Origin of the sequence: Aeromonas sp. S12(2024) (genome assembly GCF_041402305.1) — a bacterium.
Classification (GTDB): Bacteria; Pseudomonadota; Gammaproteobacteria; order Enterobacterales; family Aeromonadaceae; genus Aeromonas; species Aeromonas veronii.
Map to the genome: position 1 here is coordinate 22,600 of NZ_JBGLRB010000026.1, position 20,091 is coordinate 42,690.

20 protein-coding genes and 1 tRNA gene are annotated in these 20,091 nt (G+C 60.4%); 10 read left to right on the forward strand and 11 right to left on the reverse strand.

Going from position 1 to position 20,091, the window contains the following annotated elements:
• Nucleotide 1 precedes the first annotated feature (1 nt).
• Complete coding sequence (waaF, locus tag ACB035_RS19355) at nt 2-1,036, reverse strand: lipopolysaccharide heptosyltransferase II (RefSeq protein WP_047434118.1); 1,035 nt, start codon at nt 1,034-1,036, stop codon at nt 2-4.
• A 276-nt stretch (nt 1,037-1,312) separates the two neighbouring features.
• Between waaF and ACB035_RS19360 the strand changes: the two genes are divergently transcribed.
• Nucleotides 1,313-2,089 (forward strand): glycosyltransferase family 2 protein, encoded by a 777-nt coding sequence (locus ACB035_RS19360; RefSeq protein WP_371167946.1) that lies wholly within the window; start codon nt 1,313-1,315, stop codon nt 2,087-2,089.
• Between the two features lie 51 nt (nt 2,090-2,140).
• On the opposite strand, the gene ACB035_RS19365 is transcribed toward ACB035_RS19360, so the two are convergent.
• The gene (locus tag ACB035_RS19365) at nt 2,141-3,178 is read right to left on the reverse strand and encodes a glycosyltransferase family 9 protein (RefSeq protein ID WP_371167947.1); all 1,038 of its coding nucleotides are present in this window, start codon (nt 3,176-3,178) and stop codon (nt 2,141-2,143) included.
• Nucleotides 3,179-3,312: 134 nt separating this feature from the next.
• Here ACB035_RS19365 and coaD point away from each other — a divergent pair, with 134 nt between their 5' ends.
• Complete coding sequence (coaD, locus tag ACB035_RS19370; RefSeq protein ID WP_111901322.1) at nt 3,313-3,798, forward strand: pantetheine-phosphate adenylyltransferase; 486 nt, start codon at nt 3,313-3,315, stop codon at nt 3,796-3,798.
• A 90-nt stretch (nt 3,799-3,888) separates the two neighbouring features.
• Here the strand turns inward: coaD and ACB035_RS19375 are convergent, their stop codons facing one another.
• The 6 genes from ACB035_RS19375 to radC all read right to left on the reverse strand — a co-directional run bounded on the left by ACB035_RS19375 (nt 3,889) and on the right by radC (nt 7,551).
• The gene (locus ACB035_RS19375; RefSeq protein ID WP_371167948.1) at nt 3,889-4,824 is read right to left on the reverse strand and encodes a VirK/YbjX family protein; all 936 of its coding nucleotides are present in this window, start codon (nt 4,822-4,824) and stop codon (nt 3,889-3,891) included.
• Nucleotides 4,825-4,938: 114 nt separating this feature from the next.
• Nucleotides 4,939-5,751 (reverse strand): bifunctional DNA-formamidopyrimidine glycosylase/DNA-(apurinic or apyrimidinic site) lyase, encoded by an 813-nt coding sequence (gene mutM, locus ACB035_RS19380; RefSeq protein ID WP_021231536.1) that lies wholly within the window; start codon nt 5,749-5,751, stop codon nt 4,939-4,941.
• A gap of 24 nt (nt 5,752-5,775) precedes the next feature.
• Nucleotides 5,776-6,231, reverse strand: a complete 456-nt coding sequence (locus tag ACB035_RS19385) for a hypothetical protein (protein WP_088868142.1) — start codon at nt 6,229-6,231, stop codon at nt 5,776-5,778.
• Between the two features lie 93 nt (nt 6,232-6,324).
• A complete protein-coding gene (gene rpmG, locus ACB035_RS19390) occupies nt 6,325-6,492 on the reverse strand; it encodes a 50S ribosomal protein L33 (protein ID WP_005307500.1) in 168 nt (55 codons plus the stop codon).
• Between the two features lie 11 nt (nt 6,493-6,503).
• Complete coding sequence (gene rpmB / locus ACB035_RS19395) at nt 6,504-6,740, reverse strand: 50S ribosomal protein L28 (RefSeq protein WP_005307492.1); 237 nt, start codon at nt 6,738-6,740, stop codon at nt 6,504-6,506.
• Between the two features lie 136 nt (nt 6,741-6,876).
• Nucleotides 6,877-7,551: a DNA repair protein RadC gene (gene radC / locus ACB035_RS19400; RefSeq protein WP_193861456.1), complete on the reverse strand. Its 675-nt coding sequence runs from the start codon at nt 7,549-7,551 to the stop codon at nt 6,877-6,879.
• 147 nt (nt 7,552-7,698) lie between these two features.
• Here radC and coaBC point away from each other — a divergent pair, with 147 nt between their 5' ends.
• From coaBC to pgi, 5 genes are all read left to right on the forward strand, one after another.
• Nucleotides 7,699-8,901: a bifunctional phosphopantothenoylcysteine decarboxylase/phosphopantothenate--cysteine ligase CoaBC gene (gene coaBC / locus ACB035_RS19405; protein ID WP_124930445.1), complete on the forward strand. Its 1,203-nt coding sequence runs from the start codon at nt 7,699-7,701 to the stop codon at nt 8,899-8,901.
• A gap of 80 nt (nt 8,902-8,981) precedes the next feature.
• Nucleotides 8,982-9,440 carry a dUTP diphosphatase gene (gene dut / locus ACB035_RS19410; protein WP_005339498.1) on the forward strand — a complete coding sequence of 153 codons (459 nt, stop codon included), beginning with the start codon at nt 8,982-8,984 and terminating at the stop codon, nt 9,438-9,440.
• Nucleotides 9,441-9,508: 68 nt separating this feature from the next.
• Nucleotides 9,509-10,105, forward strand: coding sequence for a nucleoid occlusion factor SlmA (gene slmA / locus ACB035_RS19415; RefSeq protein ID WP_005339495.1), 597 nt, complete (start codon nt 9,509-9,511; stop codon nt 10,103-10,105).
• Between the two features lie 165 nt (nt 10,106-10,270).
• On the forward strand, nt 10,271-11,107 hold the full coding sequence (locus ACB035_RS19420; RefSeq protein WP_005339493.1) for a mechanosensitive ion channel domain-containing protein: 837 nt from the start codon (nt 10,271-10,273) through the stop codon (nt 11,105-11,107).
• Between the two features lie 347 nt (nt 11,108-11,454).
• Nucleotides 11,455-13,104, forward strand: a complete 1,650-nt coding sequence (gene pgi / locus ACB035_RS19425; protein WP_021231531.1) for a glucose-6-phosphate isomerase — start codon at nt 11,455-11,457, stop codon at nt 13,102-13,104.
• Between the two features lie 154 nt (nt 13,105-13,258).
• Here pgi and ilvC read toward each other — a convergent pair whose 3' ends face one another.
• Entirely contained in the window at nt 13,259-14,740 is a 1,482-nt protein-coding gene (gene ilvC / locus ACB035_RS19430; RefSeq protein WP_041210772.1) for a ketol-acid reductoisomerase, read from the reverse strand.
• Between the two features lie 221 nt (nt 14,741-14,961).
• Here ilvC and ilvY point away from each other — a divergent pair, with 221 nt between their 5' ends.
• Complete coding sequence (gene ilvY / locus ACB035_RS19435) at nt 14,962-15,855, forward strand: HTH-type transcriptional activator IlvY (protein ID WP_005342097.1); 894 nt, start codon at nt 14,962-14,964, stop codon at nt 15,853-15,855.
• Here ilvY and ACB035_RS19440 read toward each other — a convergent pair.
• Nucleotides 15,844-16,704, reverse strand: a complete 861-nt coding sequence (locus ACB035_RS19440; RefSeq protein WP_201906727.1) for a hypothetical protein — start codon at nt 16,702-16,704, stop codon at nt 15,844-15,846. The two genes, ilvY and ACB035_RS19440, sit on opposite strands and share 12 nt — an antisense overlap.
• A 192-nt stretch (nt 16,705-16,896) precedes the next feature.
• Here ACB035_RS19440 and ACB035_RS19445 point away from each other — a divergent pair, with 192 nt between their 5' ends.
• Together ACB035_RS19445 and ACB035_RS19450 are read left to right on the forward strand one after the other, a co-directional pair.
• A complete protein-coding gene (locus ACB035_RS19445) occupies nt 16,897-17,088 on the forward strand; it encodes a hypothetical protein (protein ID WP_005339486.1) in 192 nt (63 codons plus the stop codon).
• Nucleotides 17,089-17,161: 73 nt separating this feature from the next.
• Nucleotides 17,162-19,744, forward strand: a complete 2,583-nt coding sequence (locus tag ACB035_RS19450) for a GNAT family N-acetyltransferase (protein ID WP_371167949.1) — start codon at nt 17,162-17,164, stop codon at nt 19,742-19,744.
• A 255-nt stretch (nt 19,745-19,999) separates the two neighbouring features.
• Here ACB035_RS19450 and ACB035_RS19455 read toward each other — a convergent pair.
• A tRNA-Asp gene (locus ACB035_RS19455) sits at nt 20,000-20,076 on the reverse strand.
• Nucleotides 20,077-20,091 lie beyond the last annotated feature (15 nt).

A 20,091-nucleotide genomic window follows, 5' to 3' on the forward strand; every position in this document is an offset into this window, starting at 1 on the left:
CTTACTGGCTCTGCTCCAGCTTCTTGCAGGCATCGACCACCTGCTCCGGCGCCAGATCGATCAGGCACTTGAGATGGCCGAACTTGCAGGTGCGCTTGAAGCAGGGGCGACACTCGATGTCGGTGTGGACGATCTCGACCCGATCCGCCAGCGGCGGAGTATAGAGCGGCGAAGTGGAGCCATAGACACCCACCAGCGGCCGGTTGAGGGCGGCGGCGATGTGCATCAGGCCGGAGTCGTTGGAGATGACCCGGCTGGCCAGCGCCATCAGATCGATCGCTTCGTGCAGGCTGGTCTTGCCCGCCAGCACGTGGCAGTTGGGGCGAGTCAGCAGATTGACCCGATCCCGGATGGTGTTGGCCACCGGCACATCCTTGTTGGAGCCGAAGATCCACACCTGCCACCCCTCGTCCAAATGCTGTTGGGCCACCACGGCGTAGTGCCCCTCCGGCCAGCGCTTGGCCGGGCCAAACTCGGCACCGGGGCAGAGCACCAGCACCGGGCGGGCGCGATCCAGCCCCAGTCGCTCCAGCGCCTTGCTCTGGTTGACCAGATCGACGTGCAGAGAGGGGTGGGGAATGGTCGGAATATCGGCCCGGCTCTTCATCTGCTCCTTGGGATAGGCGAGCGCCAGATAGCCTTCCACCATCAGCGGGAAGGCGGACTTGTTGCTGCGCAGGTCGTTGAGCAGGCCGTAGCGGCTCTCACCCTTCCAGCCGGTACGGACCGGAATGCGGGCAAACCAGGGGATCAGCGCCGATTTCATGGAGTTGGGCTGGACGATGGCCTGATCGTACTTCTCCGCCGCCAGCTGCTTGCCGAGGCGGCGGCGCGCCACCAGCTTGAAGTCACCGTGGCCAAGGGGCATGGTGATCGCCTTGTCCACCTCCGGCATCCGCTCCAGCAGGGCGCAGCACCAGGCGGGGGCCATCACGTGCAGCTCGCACTCCGGATGGTTGGCCTTGATCGCCTTGTAGAGACTCTGGGACATCACCATATCGCCGACCCAGGAGGGGCCGATCACCAATATTTTCATCACGCGTCTTCTCTCGGGACTAGCCCGGCTGTTAATCATCACTGGGCGAGATTATGCCCCAAGAATGACTGGATAAATAACAGAAGATCCTTGGCAGACGCTGCCGTCACCCCATTTTTCCAGCGGTGCCCCGCTTCCAACCGGACGAGACGAGACAGGCAAACAGCTGATAGAAACGGGCAATGGCGGCTCTCTCTTTGGCCCGTTTTTCCGTTAGAATGGCCCATCAATACGCATTCGACCCGCCAGCCGGGCAATAACCGTGAGCCCACATTCGTGAAAAAACCGACTCTGGCTGCCGTTCTGATCGTCAAGAATGAAGCCGACAACCTGCGCAAGTGCCTCGCCTCCCTCGACGGACTGGTGGACGAGATCGTCATTCTGGACTCCGGCAGTCAGGACGAAACCCCGGCCATTGCCGCCGAGTTTGGCGCCCGCTTCTTCGTCAACGCCAAGTGGCCGGGCTTTGGCAAACAGCGCCGGCTGGCCCAGTCCCACGTGCAATCCGACTGGGTACTGTGGCTGGATGCCGACGAGCGGCTCACCCCCGAGCTGAAAGCCGCCATCGCCGAGGTGATGGCCAATCCGGCCAGCGATACCATCTACTCGCTGCCGCGCCTCTCCTGGGTGTTTGGCCGCTTTATCCGTCACAGCGGCTGGTATCCGGATCGGGTGCTGCGTCTCTATCCCAAGGCGCTCACCAGCTATAACGAGGCGCTGGTTCACGAAAAGGTAGAAGTGCGGGCCAACATGAAGATCGTTAACCTCTACGGCGATCTGCTCCACTTCACCTATCGGGATCTGGAGCACTATCTGGTGAAATCCGCCGGTTATGCCCGCGCCTGGGCCGATCAGCGCACCGCCCGCGGCAAGAAGGGCTCCCTCAGTCAGGGGCTGATCCATGCTGTTGGCTGCTTCCTCAAGATGTACCTGCTCAAAGCGGGCTTCCTCGACGGCAAGCAGGGGCTGCTGCTGGCGATCCTCTCCGCCCACTCCACCTTCGTCAAATACGCCGACCTCTGGGTGCGCCAGCAACCGCACCAGCCGGAATAACCGTCATACGAAACAGGGCCCCGCGGGGCCCTGTTTGCATTGCTGCATACGTTACTTGCGCCAGAAAGGCGCCGCCCAGCGGGCCATCACCGGCACCATGGTCTTGGGATCGAGCTGACTCATATCCTCCGGGTGGTCGCTATCCTCCGGCGGGCTGAAGGCGAGGTGACGCCCTTCGCTGTTGAGGGGCTTCCAGCGCAGCGGAGTCGCGGAGCGGCGCATCGGGAAGAAGCCGATGGTCGGCACATCGAGCGCGCCGGCGATATGGAGCGGGCCAGTACTGCCTGCCACGAACAGGGCGGCGTTGGCCAACACCTGACAGAACATCGGCAGACCATCGCTGGAGCGGTAGATCCAGCCGTTGCCGCCGTGGGCGAGCAGCTCGGCCGCCAGCTGTTCGGCCATCTTCTCCTCGCCTGGGCCTGCGGTCAGCACGCACTGCAGCTCGGGGCAGGCCTGATTGAGCTTGATGATGATGCGGGCGTACTGCTCGATGGAGAGGTTGTTGGCAGACCCACCGCTACCGGCATGCACCATCAACCAGGGGCGGCTGGCATCGAGCTTGAGCTTGGCCGCCAGCTGTTCGCGCACCTGTAGCAGGGTCTCGTCATCGAACCGCAGGAAGGGGGTCTTGGGCTCCACCACGACCACCTGCTGATCGGCCAGGAAGCGGCGGATCAGCTCCAGGTTATACTCGGACTCCGGCTTTTGGGAGCGGGAGCGGCGCTGTACCAGTCGCTGGTTGTAGAGCACCTGCGCCAGCTTGGTCGCCGGTGCCAGCCGGTAAGGGATGTGCGCCTTCCACACCAGCATGGCGTTGCGGGAGTTGGAGAAGAGGCAGATGGACGCATCGAACGCCGCCGCCTTGATCCGCGCCAGCAGCGCTCGCTGTTGCTCCTTGTCGGCCCGCACGCCCGGGTCGATGATCACCTCGTCAATCCAGGGGCAGAGCCGGGCCAGCGGTGCCGTGTAGGCCGGAACCAGGGCAGTCACATGACACTCCATGGAGCCTTTGAGCATGGCGAAGCTAGGCCACGCCAGCATGAAGTCACCAATCTTGTCATTGCGAACGACCAGAATACGTTTCATAAAAAATCCCTTTGCTCCCTGTCACCAATGCAAGGAGGCTTGATGCGCGATGGCGTATTCTTGCCTGATGCACTGCTATTCTCAAGCGACGACCTTATAATGCGACCAAATTTCCAGGTTGCAGGACCGCAAAGATGACTACCAGGGTAATTTATCCCGGGACTTTTGATCCCGTTACCAATGGCCACGCCGATCTCATCGGCCGCGCCGCCAAGCTGTTTGACGAGGTGGTGGTCGGGGTCGCCAACAGCCCGAGCAAGCGCCCGCTGTTCGATCTGGCAGAACGTGTCCAGCTTGTCCAGCAAGTGACCAGCACGCTTCCCAACGTCAAGGTGGTGGGCTTCTCCGGCCTGCTGGTCGATTTCGCCAAAGAGCATCAGGCCAACGTGCTTATCCGCGGCCTGCGCGCCGTCTCCGACTTCGAGTACGAGTTCCAGCTGGCCAACATGAACCGCCGCCTGATGCCTGAGCTGGAAAGCGTCTTCCTCACCCCGGCGGAGGAGAACTCCTTTATCTCCTCCACTCTGGTGAAAGAGGTGGCGCTGCACGGTGGCGACATTCGTCAGTTTGTCGATCCCGTGGTGGCCCAAGCCATCGCAGCCAAACAGCAACAGCGCTAATTCCTCCCCTGATGGCAGAAACGACAAGGGCTACCCACGGGTAGCCCTTGTCGTATCTCTATCGCATGGAGAGGTCAGCCTGCTTGCCGGTTACTGACGGGAAAACCGCTCATTCATCTCCTGCACCAGCAGATCGAGCCACTCGTAGCGGCGCCGATACATGGCCCGCTTCTTGGAGGCGATCTCCTCCAGCGGCTTGCGCGGCTGGGCTTGCAGAGCGACGAAGTTGGCATCCACATCCCGGGCGTCGAACTCCTGCCACAACTCGTCGTAATCGGCCTGCAGGTTGGCTTTCTGCTTGCTGCTGTAGCGCTTGGCCTGAAACACATGGGCCCGCTTGCGAACCGCCAGCACCTCTGCCGCCCCCATGCTCTGCGCCAGTTGCAGCACCAGTTGCACCAGCAGGGATTTGGGCCGCAGGCCATGTCCCTCTTTGGTCAGCTCGCGCACCCGATCCTGGGCATTGTCGACCGCAGGCTCCGGCCCCTGCATGGAGCCGATCATCAGAATCAAACGATCCACGCTGCCCGCCAGCGAAAAGGCGCAGCTGTAGAGGCGCTGTCCCTCGCCGTTGACGATGGAGAGCGCCAGCTCGGCCTCGCGGCGGAAGGTGCCATCGTGACGCAACAGAATGCGGCAGCCGCTCTGGGGATAGTGCCCAAGTTCGATCCCCTCGCCCAGATAGAGGGGGTCGATCATCTGCGGGTAGCACTCCAGCAGCAAACGGTAGTGATTTTCCAGCATCTCGGCCCGCTCACGGGCGCTGGCACAGGCGAAGCGATAGGGGCGCATCGGCTTGTCGAGCAGCTCGGGATAGACCGCTGGCAGCGCCTTGAGCGAGTCGCACTGAAACAGGCTGAAGACCCGGCTCAGCGACTTGCGATAGAGCAGGCTGCGCAGCACGAACTTGCCGCGATTGAAGGTTTTCCGGTCACATCCCTCGGGGTAGAGGAAGCGGGCCATGGATTTTGCGCAATAGCGCTCCTGCCGGGATAAATATTCCCAGTCTATTGATTTAACTGTCATTTTTATATTCTCAAACCGCCTGAACGGTCGGGATACTAGTGACAGCTGTGCAAATCTTCAACAGAGTGGAAATACGCTGTTACAACTTCCCCCGGATCGGGGCAAAAAGTGCGCTCAGCGCTGGCAATGACTGCAAAAAACCGTGGTGCGCTGGCCCATTCTTGTCTCGGTCAGCAGGGTGTGACAGTGGAAACAGGGCTGACCGCCACGGCCATAAACCTGCAACTGCTGCACGAAATAGCCCGGCTTGCCATCGGCACTGGTGAAATCCTTCAGAGTAGTGCCGCCCTGGCGAATTGCCTCGGCCAACACCCGCTTGATCTCGGCCACCAGGGTTCCCAGCCGCTCGGCGCTGATATTGCCCGCCGCCCGTTTGGGGTGAATGCCGGCGGCATAGAGCGCCTCGTTTGCGTAGATGTTGCCCACCCCGACCACCACCTGATTGTCCATCAGGAACTGTTTGATGGCGGTGCTGCGTCCCTTGGCGCGCTCACGCAGGTAATCAGCACTGAAGGCATCGGTGAGCGGCTCGGGCCCCAGCTTGGCGAGCAGCGCATGGGCTTCGGCCGGTTCCCGGGTCCAAAGCAGGGCGCCAAAGCGGCGCGGATCGTTGAGCCGCAGCAGCTTGCCATTCTCCAGCTCGATATCCACGTGGTCGTGCTTCTCGGCTGGCGTGCCGATATCCAGCACCCGCAGGCTGCCGGACATCCCCAGATGAAGGATGGCGGTGCCGAAATCGGTCTCCAGCAGCAGGTATTTGGCACGGCGACGCACCCGATGGATGGTGAGATCCACCAGCTCCTGAATTTCACCGGGGATCGGCCAGCGCAGGCGGCCATCCCGCACCACTACACGCGTCACCTTGATACCGGTGAGCCAGGGGGAGATCCCCTGACGGCTGACTTCAACTTCTGGCAATTCAGGCATGGGCACCTCGCAAGGAAAAGGAACTCAGGGGGCAGGACGCAGCAGATCGCGATACTGCTCGGCAGTGAGGGCGAGCCAGAGACCAGAGGGAAGCTGAGCGCCATATTGGCCGCTGTTCTGATAGAGGCCAATCTCGATCGGATCGTTCTGGCCGGCAATCCACACCTTGATGGTCACCGGGGTACCGCGCACCACCTCGCCGGGGGGCAGCAACCAGCCTTGCCAGCGTGCCAGACGGGCATCCAGCTGAGCCGTGTCGAGCCCCAGATCCGGCACGCTGCGCCAGCCCTGACCAATCCGCTCAATCTGCCAGCTCGGCCCCTGCCAGGTGAGCACCACGGCCGCATCCGGCAGCAAAGGGCGAGCGCGCTTGGCGCTGTTCTCCTGCTGGGCAGTCTCCATACGATGCAACAGGGTGATCACGATCAGCACCACCACAATGATCACGTTATTCCAGCCTTTGCGGCTCAATTTGAACATGGCAAGCCTCCCTTTGAACCGGCAGTGTACTGAATTCGGCGCATAAAAAAACCCGGCACGAAGCCGGGTTTTTGGGAATGCAGCATCAAGTAATTACTTGATTTTGCCTTCCTTGTAGATCACATGCTGACGAACAACGGGATCAAACTTTTTGATCTCCATTTTTTCGGGCATGGTGCGCTTGTTTTTGGTAGTGGTATAGAAGTGACCAGTACCGGCGCTGGAGTTCAGGCGAATTTTCTCGCGAATACCTTTAGCCATGATCTAATTCCTTATACCTTAACACCGCTGGCGCGCAGTTCAGCCAGAACCACTTCAACGCCACGCTTGTCGATGATACGCATGCCTTTTGCGGATACGCGCAGGCTTACGAAGCGTTTTTCACTCTCAACCCAGAAACGGTGAGTGTGCAGGTTCGGCAGGAAACGACGCTTGGTGGCGTTGTTAGCGTGCGAACGGTTGTTACCAACTGCCGGGCGCTTGCCGGTTACTTGGCATACTCTAGACATGTCAGTCTCTCCAAATCTTACTTCATTGCTCGAGCAAATATCTGCCCCGCTGGCCTTCGATTGCGGGGCAAACAGAAGGCGGCATTTTATACAGCATCCGTGATCAAAGATCAACTAATACGGTGCCAGAGCACAGTTATAGCCAACCGCGCTCGGCAAAAGAAACCGTGATGCCATCACCGATCACCAAGTGATCCAGCACTCTGATATCGATCAGGGCCAAAGCGGCCGTGATCCGATCCGTGATCTGGCGGTCGGCCCTACTGGGCTCGGCGACGCCGGACGGGTGATTATGCGCCAGAATCACCGCGGCTGCATTATGTTTGAGCGCGATCTGCACGATTTCTCTTGGCCAGACGCTTGCCGAATCGATGGTGCCGAAAAAAAGCTCAACAAATTGAATGACTCTGTGCTGGTTGTCGAGCAGCAGCAGGGCAAACACCTCGCGCGGCCGATCCCGCAGCTGGGCCTGCAGATAGTCCCGGGTCAGCTGGGGCGAGGTGAGTGCATCGCCCCGTTGCAGCTGCTCGGCCAGATAGCGCCTAGCCATCTCCAGCACCGCCTGCAACTGGGCATATTTGGCCGGGCCAAGGCCGTGCGCCTCGCAGAATGCCCGTTGATCCGCCCCCAGCAAACTGCGTAAAGAGCCGAATTGATTCAATAGATTACGTGAAAGATCCACTGCACTCAGGCCATTCACGCCGGTGCGCAAAAAGATGGCGAGCAGTTCGGCATCGGAGAGCGCCATGGGCCCCTGACGCAGCAACTTCTCTCTGGGGCGTTCATCTTCTGGCCACTCTTTGATGCTCATTTGTCTCTCCCTCATCCCTGTTGAGAAAAAACATAGCAAAAAATTGCGCGCGCCCGACTACACCCCTTGATGCCAACCCCTGTCGTCATCCATTGCCTGTGGTATCTTAGCCGACCAGTCAGAATGAGCCGGATAGAGAAACAGCAGATGAGATTGGCCGATAAACGCATCCTGTTGGGTGTCAGTGGCGGGATCGCCGCCTACAAGAGTGCCGAGCTGGTACGCCGCCTGAAAGATCAGGGCGCCGAAGTGCGGGTGGTGATGACCCGCTCCGCCAAGGAGTTCATCACCCCGCTGACCCTGCAGGCGGTCTCCGGTCATCCGGTGGCCTACAGCCTGCTGGACCCCTCTGCCGAGGCGGGCATGGGCCATATCGAGCTGGCCAAGTGGGCCGATCTGGTGCTGATCGCCCCCGCCAGCGCCAACCTGATGGCGCGGATGGCTGCAGGCATGGCCGACGAACTGCTGACCACCCTCTGTCTGGCCACTCCGGCGCCCATCGCGCTGGCACCAGCAATGAACCAGCAGATGTATCTCAACGCCGCGACCCAGGCCAACCTCAAGACCCTGGCCAGCCGCGGCATTCTGCTGTGGGGGCCGGATGCCGGCAGCCAGGCCTGTGGCGATGTGGGCCCGGGCCGGATGCTGGATCCCCTCGAACTGGTGGATCGCTGCTGCCAGCAGCTGGCCGCCGAGCCCTTGCTGGCGGGCGTCAAGCTGCTGCTCACCGCAGGGCCAACCCGCGAGGCACTGGATCCGGTGCGCTACATCAGCAACCACAGCTCCGGCAAGATGGGCTACGCCATCGCCCGAGCTGCCCGTGAAGCGGGTGCCGAAGTGACGCTGGTGAGTGGGCCGGTGACGCTGGCGACGCCTGCGGGCGTTACCCGCATCGATGTCGAGAGCGCCGAGCAGATGCATCAGGCTGTGATGAGCCGGGTGGGCGAGTGCGACCTCTTCATCGGTTGCGCCGCGGTAGCCGACTACCGTCCCGAACAGGTCGCCAGCCAGAAGATCAAGAAAACCGGCGACAACGACCAGATGGTGGTGAAGCTGGTGAAAAACCCCGACATCATCGCGGCCGTCGGTGCCCTTTCAGACAAACCCTTCACCGTCGGATTTGCCGCCGAAACCGTGGATGTGGAACAATACGCCCTCGACAAGTTGCAGCGTAAGCGGCTGGACATGATCGCCGCCAACGATGTGTCCCGCGAGGGGCAAGGCTTCAACGCCGATGACAACGCCCTGACCGTGTTCTGGCAAGGGGGCCAGGCCCCGCTGCCGCTGGCCGACAAGCTGACGCTGGCCCGTCACCTGATCGCCCTGATTGCACGCCACTACCGGCACTGAGCGTCCCGAAAGAACAAGACTCACGGCGCCCCGCCTGCCAAGAGGGACGCCAATACAAGATCCAACTGAAAAAGCGATTCATGACTACACAAATTGAACTGAAGATTCTGGATGCCCGTATCGGTACCGAGTACCCGCTGCCCGCCTACGCCACACCGGGCTCTGCCGGCATGGATCTGCGCGCTCTGCTGGATGCGCCGCTGACTCTGGCTCCGGGTGATACCACCCTGGTGCCGACCGGTCTGGCAATTCACATCCAGGATCCGGGTCTGTGTGCCACCATCCTGCCCCGCTCCGGCCTCGGCCATAAGCACGGCATCGTGCTGGGCAACCTGGTCGGTCTGATCGATTCCGATTACCAGGGTCAGCTGATGGTATCGGTCTGGAACCGCGGCAAAGATGAGTTCACCATGCAACCCGGCGAGCGCATCGCCCAGCTGGTGATCATGCCGGTGGTTCAGGCCAGCTTCCAACTGGTCGATGAGTTCAATCAGAGCGAACGGGGTGAAGGCGGTTTTGGTTCTTCTGGTCGCCAATAACAGACCACACCAGCCCGATGGGCGGTGCCTAATAATAGAATCAAGCCATTGTTTTTTTAGGGGAATCCATGGCAAGCAGTAATCAGAAACAGAGTCGGCGCGATCAGATCCTGCAGGCGCTCGCCCATATGCTGGAAACCAGTCCGGGTCAGCGCATCACCACGGCCCGTCTGGCGGCCGAGGTCGGCGTCTCTGAAGCAGCCCTCTATCGACATTTTCCCAGCAAGGCGCGGATGTTCGAGGGGCTGATCGACTTTATCGAGGATTCCCTGCTGTCACGGGTCAATCTGATCATGGCGGAAGAGAAGGACACCATGGCGCGCTGTCACCATATCCTGCAGCTGCTGCTGGTGTTCGCCGAGCGCAATCCCGGCATCACCCGCATCCTCAATGGCGACGCCCTGCTGGGTGAGCACGATCGGCTGCGGGATCGCATCAGCATCCTGTTCGACAAGCTGGAGACCCAGATCAAACAGGTGCTGCGCGAGAAGCGGCTGCGCGAGGGGCAAGGCTTCCAGCTCGACGAAACCATGCTGGCCAATCTGCTGCTGGCCTACACCGAAGGCCGCATCAGCCAGTTCGTGCGCTCCGAGTTCAAGCTCAAGCCGACCGCCGGTTTCGAAGATCAGTGGCAATTTATCCGCAGCCAACTGCTGCAGAGCTGATGGTTTTTTCGCATCATTCAGCAAAAAGAAGGGAGGCTTTGGCCTCCCTTCTTTTTTGTGTCAGGTTTTTATGGCAGAAAAGAAGTACCAGATGCGACCCGTACTGTCGCGCTGCGGTGTTAGATTTATCCACCATAAACCTTTTAGAACCTGACAGGACATCCTATGGAACCCGAAATCATTACCGAAGCGCAGACCTGGCTGGTCAATAATCAGGGACTGCTGATCGAATACGGCGTCAATATCGCCGCCGCCCTGCTGACCCTGCTGGTCGGCTATATCGCCGCCAACCTCATCAGCGGTGGCGTGGTCAAGGTGATGCAGGCCCGCAAGCTGGACACCACAGTCACCCACTTCGTCGGCAGCATCCTCAAGTACGCCATTCTGGTGTTCGTGGTGATCGCCGCGCTGGGCCGTGTCGGGGTGCAAACCGCCTCCTTCGTCGCCATTATCGGTGCCGCCGGTCTGGCCATCGGTCTGGCGCTGCAAGGCTCGCTCTCCAACTTCGCTGCCGGCTTCCTGCTGATCATCTTCCGCCCCATCAAAGCGGGCGAGTTTATCGAAGTGGCGGGCACCGCGGGTGTCGTGCAGTCCGTTCAGCTCTTTACCACCACCCTCACCTCAGGTGACAACAAGATGGTGGTAGTACCGAACTCCGCCATCCTCAACGGCACCATCGTCAACTACTCGCGTATGGATACCCGCCGCGTCGATATGACCTTTGGCATCGGCTACGGTTCTGACCTGCGCAAGGCCAAACAGATCCTCGAGCGTCTGGTAAGCGAAGAGCCGCGTATCCTGAAAGATCCGGCAGCCACCATCGCCGTTGCCGCGCTGGCCGACTCCTCGGTCAATATCGTGGTGCGCCCCTGGGTGAAAACCGCTGACTACTGGGGTGTCTGGTTCGACTTCCACGAGAAGGTGAAACTGACCTTTGATGCCGAAGGCATCGAGATCCCCTTCCCGCAGATGGTGATGCACATGCAAAAACCGCAGGCGTGATCGCGGTTCTGCTGCAACAGACAATGCCAGCCTTCGGGCTGGCATTGTCGTTTCTGGCCCCAGCCCATGGCCATGTCGGTGCATAACCACGCCAACAGGATGAAAACAATTTCAGGCTATCGGGGTGGCCCCAATCATGAGCAAGCGCAAGATCCGCCTTGCTTTCGTGACACATAATCCCAATGTTCTGGTTGTATGCTCCCGGCAGTGACCCATTGCGGTAAAAGACAATCGGTAAAAATCTGTTACACGGGCCGCCCGATCGGCTCGCTATAATGCTCGGATAATAAGGTTTGGCGGGACCTTGCCTGCAAGGTTCAAACACAACTTGGCATTTCAGGAATCCTATGAAAAATATCAATCCAACCCAAACCCAGGCCTGGCAGGCACTGGAAGCCCACTTTGCAGCAAACAAAGAGACCCGACTCAAGGATCTGTTCGCGCAGGACCCGAAGCGCTTTGACAAGTTTTCCCTTACCTTCGGCGGCGACATCCTGGTTGATTACTCGAAGAACCTGATCACCGAAGAAACCCTCAAGTTGCTGGTTGATCTGGCCAAAGAGACCGATCTTCGCAGCGCGATCGATGCCATGTTCAATGGCGACAAGATCAACATGACCGAAGGGCGCTCCGTACTGCACGTGGCCCTGCGCAACCGCTCCGACCGCCCCATCGAGTGCGACGGCAAGGATGTTATGCCGGAAGTGAACGCCGTGCTGGCCAAGATGAAGGGCTTCTGCGAGAAGGTAATCGGAGGCGAGTGGAAAGGCTACACCGGCAAAGCGATCCAGCATGTGGTCAACATCGGTATCGGTGGCTCTGATCTGGGTCCGGTGATGATCACCGAGGCGCTGCGTCCCTACAAAAACCACCTGCAGATGCACTTCGTCTCCAACGTCGATGGCACTCACATCGCCGAGACCCTGAAGAAGATCGATCCGGAAACCACCCTGTTCCTGGTGGCCTCCAAGACCTTCACCACCCAGGAGACCATGACCAACGCCCTGACCGCCCGCGACTGGTTCATCAATATCGCCGGTGACAAGGCCCACGTTGCCAAGCACTTCGCAGCCCTCTCCACCAACGGCAAGGCCGTGGCCGAGTTCGGCATCGACACCAACAATATGTTCGAGTTCTGGGACTGGGTTGGCGGCCGCTACTCCTCCTGGTCTGCCATCGGCATGCCCATCGCCCTGTCTGTCGGTTTCGAGAACTTCGAAGCCCTGCTGCAAGGCGCCTTCGAGATGGACATGCACTTCGCCACTGCCTCCTATGAGCAGAACGTGCCGGTGCTGCTGGCGCTGATCGGCCTGTGGTACAACAACTTCTACGGTGCCGAGTCCGAAGCCATTCTGCCGTACGACCAGTACATGCACCGCTTCCCTGCCTACTTCCAGCAGGGCAACATGGAGTCCAACGGCAAGTACGTGGATCGCAACGGCAAGCCGGTTGACTACCAGACTGGCCCCATCATCTGGGGTGAGCCGGGCACCAACGGCCAGCACGCCTTCTACCAGCTGATCCACCAAGGCACCAAGCTGATCCCCTGTGATTTCCTGGCACCGGCCATCAGCCACAACCCGATCGGTGACCACCACCCGAAACTGCTGGCCAACTTCTTCGCCCAGACCGAGGCACTGGCCTTCGGCAAGAGCAAGGAAGAGGTTGAAGCCGAGTTCCTGGCTGCTGGCAAAACCCTGGAGCAGGTCAAGGATCTGGTGCCGTTCAAGGTGTTCGAAGGCAACCGCCCGACCAACTCCATCCTGTTCAAGAGCCTGACCCCGAAAACCCTGGGTGCCCTGATCGCCATGTACGAGCACAAGATTTTCGTACAGGGCGCAATCTGGAACATCTTCAGCTTCGACCAGTGGGGTGTGGAGCTGGGCAAACAGCTGGCCAACAAAATCCTGCCGGAGCTGGGCAACAACGAGGCTGTCACCAGCCACGACTGCTCCACCAACGGTCTGATCAACACCTGGAAAGCGTGGAAAGCCTGATTTATCCAGCCTTTCTGAATGCAAAAGCCCCGCTCGATGAGCGGGGCTTTTTTATGACTGTCAGGCTGATTTTTCTGGCTGGCCGGTCGGGTGTCCACCGACCAGCGACGGGGATCGTCATCCCCGCCCCTTCATCATCCAGCCCGATGCGGGCTTAACCGCCAACGGCGATGCGTTTCATGTCTTTCATATAACCGCGTAATACCTGGCCGATTTTTTCGATCGGGTGGTTGCGGGTCGCTTCGTTGGCCGCCAGCAGCGCCAGGTTGTCGACGCTCTGCCCTTCCGCCTTGCTGGCACCCAGATCGCCCGCTTTCAGGGTCGGCATGAAGTGCTCGCGCAGCAACGGCACGGCGGCGTTGGCGAACAGGTAGTTACCGTACTCAGCGGTATCGGAGATGACCACGTTCATCTCGTACAGGCGCTTGCGGGCAACGGTGTTGGCGATCAGCGGCAACTCGTGCAGGGATTCGTAGTAGGCGGACTCCTCGTAGATACCGGAAGCCACCATGGTCTCGAACGCCAGCTCGACACCCGCCTTGACCATGGCCACCATCACCACGCCATTGTCGAAGTACTCCTGCTCGGCAATCTTGCCTGCAAACGCCGGCGCATTTTCGAAGGCAGATTTGCCGGTCTCTTCGCGCCAGCCGAACAGCTTGGCATCGTCTTCGGCCCAGTCGGCCATCATGCCGCGGGAGAACTCACCGGCGATGATATCGTCCATGTGCTTCTCGAACAGCGGGCGCATCAGGGTCTTGAGCTGCTCGGAGAGCTCGAAGGCGCGCAGCTTGGCCGGGTTGGAGAGGCGGTCCATCATCAGGCTGATGCCACCCTGCTTCAGGGCTTCGGTGATAGTCTCCCAGCCGAACTGGATCAGCTTGCCGGCGTAAGCCGGGTCTGTGCCTTCGGCAACCAGCTTGTCGTAGCAGAGCAGGGAACCGGCCTGCAGCATGCCGCAGAGGATGGTCTGCTCGCCCATCAGGTCGGATTTCACTTCCGCCACGAAGGAGGACTCCAGCACGCCGGCACGGTCGCCACCGGTGGCAGAGGCCCACGCCTTGGCGATGGCCATGCCTTCGCCCTTGGGATCGTTCTCCGGGTGAACAGCGATCAGGGTCGGCACGCCGAAACCGCGCTTGTACTCCTCACGCACTTCGGTACCCGGGCACTTGGGCGCCACCATCACGACAGTGATGTCGGAGCGGATCTGCTGACCCTCTTCCACCACGTTGAAGCCGTGGGAGTAGCCCAATGCGGCGCCCTGCTTCATCAGCGGCATCACGGTTTTCACGACGTCGGAGTGCTGTTTGTCTGGAGTCAAGTTCAGCACCAGATCGGCGGTCGGGATCAGCTCTTCATAGGTGCCGACCGCGAAGCCGTTGTCGGTAGCCTTCTGCCAGGAGGCGCGCTTCTCGGTGATGGCGGCCTTGCGCAGGGCGTAGGAAATATCCAGCCCGGAGTCGCGCATGTTCAGACCCTGGTTCAGACCCTGGGCACCACAGCCCACAATCACCACCTTCTTGCCCTTCAGCACGTTGCAGCCGTCCGCGAACTCTTCGCGCTGCATGAAACGACACTTGCCCAGTTGGGCCAACTGCTGACGCAGGTTCAAGGTGTTGAAATAGTTAGCCATGGTGATTGCTCCGTTCGATTGATTCCATGCCGGATAGCGGCGTTGTCTGAACCACTATAGCGCGGGACACTTATTGCCTGAACTGATATATTCGAAATAGTACGTTGCAATAACTGAAACGTTCACCCTTTATAATTGCCTGCTGAATGTACCGCGAGATGGCAGAAACAAGCCGCCAACCGCTGGATATCGGGCACACCAGCCGCGCCAGGAGCTGAAAGATGGACCTTCGCAATCTCGAGCTGTTTCTCCACCTCGCCGACTCCCTTCATTTCGGCAAGAGTGCCGATGCCATGGCGGTCAGCCCCTCCACCCTGAGTCGCGCCATCCAGCGGCTGGAGCAGGAGACCGGCTGCATCCTGTTCGAACGGGACAACCGCTCGGTACGGCTCACCCCCGCCGGCGAGAAACTGCGCGAATTCGGCGGCGGCCTGTTGCAGGAGTGGCGCCAGCTCAAGCAGGAGCTCAAACGCAGCGACGAGCCGCTGCAAGGTCGGCTGCGGGTCTTCTGCTCGGTCACCGCCAGCTACTTTCTGCTGCCCGAGGTACTGGAGCGCTTTCGCCGCCGCTACCCCCAGCTGGAGATCAAGCTGGAGACCGGTGACCCGGCGCTGGCGGTGGACAAGATCCTGGCCGATGAGGCCGATCTCGCCATCGCCGCCCGCCCCGATGCCCTGCCCGCCAAGCTGGAGTTCGCCAGCCTGCAGCTGGTACCGCTGGTCTTTATCGCACCGCGCAACGCCCCGCAACTGAACCAGTGGTTCCGTCAGGGAGAACCTGATTGGGAGCAACTGCCAGTCATCCTCTCCGAGCAGGGGCTGGCCCGCAAACGCAGCGACCAATGGTTTCGCAACAAGGGGATCGCCCCCAACATCTATGCCGAAGTGGCGGGTAACGAGGGAATCGTCGCCATGGTGGCGCTCGGCTGTGGCGTGGGACTGGTGCCAGCGGCGGTGATCGACCACAGCCCGCTCGGCGACAAGGTACGGATCATCGACCTCAAACCCGCCTTCAAGCCATTTGATGTGGGGATCGGGGTGCTCAAGAAGCGGCTGGAGGAGCCGCTGATCCGCGCCTTCTGGGATACCGCGCAGAATCAGGGCTCACTGCGCTGACACCGGATTATAGATAAGGGCCGGATCGACCATCATGACGCGACTGGGCTGCGGCAAGTCGGGGTTGTGCAACTCGAGGCGCACCCGCTCATCCAGTTTCAACCGCCGAATGGTGCTGCCAAATCCCTCTTCAAAGACCCGGTCAAAAGCACCAGACTGCCGCGCTCGCAGCAGGCCAAGCTCGATGCGCTGGGCCAGCTCCGGATATTTTGGCGAGACAAAGAAGAGCAGCGCCAGCGGATAGCGAAACACCAGACGGGGCTCGATGGCGAGATCGGGATGCTGCCTTAGCTCATCCTCGACCTCGATGACCGAGCGCAGGAAGCAGTCAAAGCGCTTCTTGCGCAGCATGTTGAAGAGCGCCTCATAAAGATTGCCCACCGTCACCTTGAGGCCGTTAGCCCGCAGCAACTGGGTGTCTGGCCAGGATCTGTGCTGGCCGATGGAGAGCCCGGCGCGATGCCAGTCCGCCAACGATCCGATCGCGGCAAAACGCCCCTCATCCCCCTGCCGAACCAGACACACCCGCCATCCCAGCAACCCCTTGGCCAGCGGAATGTGGATTGCCAGCAACTCCCGCTCTCGCTCACCATCGGGGGCAAAGACACCCACCTGAACCAGCTCGCCGCTACGCAGCTCCTTCACCGCCCGCCCCTGCTCCATCTGCGAGCTGGATACCAGCTGATAGGGGCCATATTCGGGCACGGTGAGATCGAGGGAGAGGCGCAGCAACTGGACGACGGCGGGGTTGGGGTGATCCAGCAGCAGATTCCAGGCGCGGATAGGCTGCTCGGTTGCCGTTGCGCCAACCGTCCACAGTGCCATGCACCACCACCAGACTCTGATCATCCTGCGCACCATCCGTGCCTTATGCTCCTCGCCATACTATAACGTCAGCCAGCACCTCAACGACGCCCTCTTTGAAAGATGTGTGAGCGCTCTCGTGTCAAATCTCGTGTCAAAAGTGACAATAGGCAAACCCGGCAGGTCATCGCAGACTGGGCGTTCATCAACAAACGCCAAGGCGCAGGGAGGAGAGCCATGAAACAGCATCTGGTAGAGATCAAGGGTTCAACCCTGTTTGACGAGTATCTGCAAAGCATGGGCGTACCCAGCACGGCGCTCGATCGGGAGCAGGATATCTATCTGCAGGAACGCCACCTGGGAGCCATTCGCCGGGTGCAGGGCGAACTGCGCTTTTATCTGCGTGCCAATGCCCTCAACAAACGGTGATCAGGATCCGGTCACAGAACCCGCAGCAAAGGCGTATTAGACTGGTATCTTCCCCCTTTTGTCGGGAGTGCCCATGAAAGCAAGCGGTCTGGATCGGCTGTTCAAACCCCACTCAATCGCCGTGATCGGCGCCTCGACCGACCCGCTCAAGGCGGGTCATGTGATCGTGCGCCACCTGCTGGCGGGCCAGTTCAAAGGGCCCATCCTCCCTGTCACCCCGCGCAACAAGTCCATCGCCGGCGTGCTGGCCTATCCCGATATTGCCAGCTTGCCGCTGACCCCGGATCTCGCCATCATCTGCACCAGGCGGGAGCGAGTCTTGCCATTGCTGGAAGCGCTCGGCCAGAAGGGCGCAGGGGCGGCCATCATACTGGCCGCCGACTTTTCCCCCGAGGAGCGGCTGGAGCTGAAACGGGTCTGCCAGCAATATGGCATTCGCCTGCTCGGCCCCAACAGCATGGGGATGCTGCTGCCCGGCCAGGGGATCAACGCCAGCTTTTCCCCCATTGCTGCCAAGCCGGGGCAGGTCGCCTTTCTCTCGCAATCCGCCGCCGTCAGCACCACCATTCTGGATTGGGCCAAGCAGCATGAACTGGGCTTTTCCGCCTTCATCTCCCTTGGTGATCACTGCGACATCGACTTCGGCCAGCTGCTGGATCAACTCTCCCGCGACAGCGTCACCCGCGCCATTTTGATCTATATGGACAAGTTGCACGACGCCCGCCACTTTCTCTCGGCGGCGCGGGCAGCCTCGCGCAACAAGCCGATCCTGGTACTGAAAAGCGGGCGCCACGAACCGGCCCACGGTCTCGACAACGTCTATGATGCCGCCATCCGCCGCGCCGGCATGCTGCGGGTACGGGATACCCACGAACTGTTTGCCGCGGTGGAAACCCTGAGCCACTCCATGACCCTCAAGGGGGAGCGGCTTGCCATCATCTCCAACGGTCGCGGGCTGGCCAATATGGCAGTGGATGTACTGCTGGAGCGGGGCGGCAAGCTGGCTCGTCCGCCGCTCGATATCGGCAGCGATGCCACCATCACCACCTATCAGGAGGCGCTGGACAGCGTGTTGCAGGAAGATGGCATCGACGCCATCCTGATCATCCATGCCCCCTCGCTCACGGCACCGAGCGCGCCGCTGGCCAGCCATCTTATCGCCCATCTGAAACAGCATCCCAGAGCGCGCCGTTTCAATATCCTCACCAACTGGGCGGGTGAATACTCGGCGCAGGAGGGGCGCAAACTCTTTACCGAGGCGGGCTTCCCGACCTACCGCACGCCGGAAAGCGCAATGGCCGCCTTCATGCACATGGTGGAATACCGCCGCAACCAGAAGCAGTTGATGGAGACACCGGCATCCCTGCATGGCAACCAGCTCAATGTCGATCTGTGCCAGCAGCTGATCCGCCAAGCGCAGGAGCGCAAACAGCTAAGATTGGATACCCATCTGGTGCACCCGATTTTACAAGCCGCCGGTCTCTCGACTCTGCCAACCTGGATCGTCACCGACGCCATCGAGGCGACCCTCACCGCCGAGCAGATCGGCTACCCGGTGGCGGTAAAACTGCGCTCGCCCGATATCCTGCACAAGTCTGCCGTACACGGCGTGGTGCTCAATCTGCGCACCTCGGCCGAAGTGGCGCAAGCTGCAGATGCCATTCTGGACAGGGTCAAACAGCATGATCCGGGCGCCCGTATCGAAGGGCTGCTGGTGCAGCGCATGGCTCGCCGCAGCGGCGGCCTCGAACTACGGGTTCGCATCCAGCAAGACGCCATCTTTGGCCCCGTCATCCTGCTGGGCGAGTCGGGCGCCGAACCGCAGGAGATGGTAGCAGCCTTGCCACCGCTCAATCAGGCGCTGGCTCGTTACCAGATCATCGGAGCCCTCAAGAGCCGCAAGATCCGTGAGCAGGCCACACCGGAACGACTGGATATCGATGCCCTCGGTCAAGTGCTCTGCCAACTATCCGAACTATTGCTCGCCTTTCCTGAGATTCAGGAACTGGACCTACACCCGCTGCAAGCGTGCGGCGCAGAGATGGTGGTGCTGGATGCCAGCCTCACACTGGCTGACCCCACCATCCCGACCAGCAACCGACTGGCGATCCGCCCCTATCCTACCGAGCTGGAGGAGGGGGCCTGGCTTAAAGATCAGCGCCATATCCTGCTGCGCCCAATCCGGCCGGAAGATGAACCGGCTCACAAGCAGTTCGTGCTGCGGGTCTCCGATGAAGACAGGTACAAACGCTTCTTCGCCGATGTGGGCGAGCTGGGTCATGAAGAGCTGGCTCGCATGACCCAGATCGATTACGACCGGGAGATGGCCTTCGTAGCGGTAGGGCAAGATGGCGAGCTGCAGGATCAAATCCTCGGCGTGGTACGCGCCATTTCGACCCCGGACCAGAGCGATGCCGAGTTTGCCATTCTGGTGCGATCGGACTTGAAAGGGGTGGGTCTCGGCAAATTGATGATGGAGAAGATCATCCGTTACGCCAAAGAGCAGGGGATTGGCCAGCTATCCGGCATGACCATGCCCAGCAATCGCGGCATGGTCAACCTCGCCAAACGACTTGGCTTCAAGATCGATGTGCAAATGGAAGAGGGGGTGGTCAATATGGAACTTCCCTGCAACCAGCAGGCGGCAGAAGGCTGATTTGGCCGCCTGTAAACTCGCTCAAATGGCTGATAAGGCTCGGATATAGCCAGAAAATGGTGGAAATAACCGGCTATCTGGCACTCTTACTTGGCAGGGAAAAGCCAGATATTGGTGGTTTAAGGCGCTAAAAATACAAAAGCCCAGTCGAGAGACCGGGCTTTGTGTTGGTTCTTGCGTACAAATCTGTGGGACTTATGGGCAAGATCGCACATAGCAAAAAGGCCTTCCCAATCGGGAAGGCCTTCAAATTAGTGGCGGAGCGGACGGGACTCGAACCCGCGACCCCCGGCGTGACAGGCCGGTATTCTAACCGACTGAACTACCGCTCCGCATTCGGTTAGCTT

Bases quoted from the DNA above. Each gene is read 5' to 3' on its own strand.
- ACB035_RS19450 (WP_371167949.1), top strand. From the start codon at position 17,162: ATGAAAGCAAGCGGTCTGGATCGGCTGTTCAAACCCCACTCAATCGCC.
- ilvY (WP_005342097.1), top strand. From the start codon at position 14,962: ATGGACCTTCGCAATCTCGAGCTGTTTCTCCACCTCGCCGACTCCCTT.
- slmA (WP_005339495.1), top strand. From the start codon at position 9,509: ATGGCAAGCAGTAATCAGAAACAGAGTCGGCGCGATCAGATCCTGCAG.
- ilvC (WP_041210772.1), bottom strand. From the start codon at position 14,740: ATGGCTAACTATTTCAACACCTTGAACCTGCGTCAGCAGTTGGCCCAA.
- dut (WP_005339498.1), top strand. From the start codon at position 8,982: ATGACTACACAAATTGAACTGAAGATTCTGGATGCCCGTATCGGTACC.
- ACB035_RS19445 (WP_005339486.1), top strand. From the start codon at position 16,897: ATGAAACAGCATCTGGTAGAGATCAAGGGTTCAACCCTGTTTGACGAG.
- waaF (WP_047434118.1), bottom strand. From the start codon at position 1,036: ATGAAAATATTGGTGATCGGCCCCTCCTGGGTCGGCGATATGGTGATG.
- radC (WP_193861456.1), bottom strand. From the start codon at position 7,551: ATGAGCATCAAAGAGTGGCCAGAAGATGAACGCCCCAGAGAGAAGTTG.
- rpmG (WP_005307500.1), bottom strand. From the start codon at position 6,492: ATGGCTAAAGGTATTCGCGAGAAAATTCGCCTGAACTCCAGCGCCGGT.
- coaBC (WP_124930445.1), top strand. From the start codon at position 7,699: ATGAGATTGGCCGATAAACGCATCCTGTTGGGTGTCAGTGGCGGGATC.
- ACB035_RS19375 (WP_371167948.1), bottom strand. From the start codon at position 4,824: ATGACAGTTAAATCAATAGACTGGGAATATTTATCCCGGCAGGAGCGC.
- coaD (WP_111901322.1), top strand. From the start codon at position 3,313: ATGACTACCAGGGTAATTTATCCCGGGACTTTTGATCCCGTTACCAAT.
- rpmB (WP_005307492.1), bottom strand. From the start codon at position 6,740: ATGTCTAGAGTATGCCAAGTAACCGGCAAGCGCCCGGCAGTTGGTAAC.
- ACB035_RS19420 (WP_005339493.1), top strand. From the start codon at position 10,271: ATGGAACCCGAAATCATTACCGAAGCGCAGACCTGGCTGGTCAATAAT.
- ACB035_RS19385 (WP_088868142.1), bottom strand. From the start codon at position 6,231: ATGTTCAAATTGAGCCGCAAAGGCTGGAATAACGTGATCATTGTGGTG.
- ACB035_RS19440 (WP_201906727.1), bottom strand. From the start codon at position 16,704: ATGATCAGAGTCTGGTGGTGGTGCATGGCACTGTGGACGGTTGGCGCA.
- pgi (WP_021231531.1), top strand. From the start codon at position 11,455: ATGAAAAATATCAATCCAACCCAAACCCAGGCCTGGCAGGCACTGGAA.
- ACB035_RS19365 (WP_371167947.1), bottom strand. From the start codon at position 3,178: ATGAAACGTATTCTGGTCGTTCGCAATGACAAGATTGGTGACTTCATG.
- mutM (WP_021231536.1), bottom strand. From the start codon at position 5,751: ATGCCTGAATTGCCAGAAGTTGAAGTCAGCCGTCAGGGGATCTCCCCC.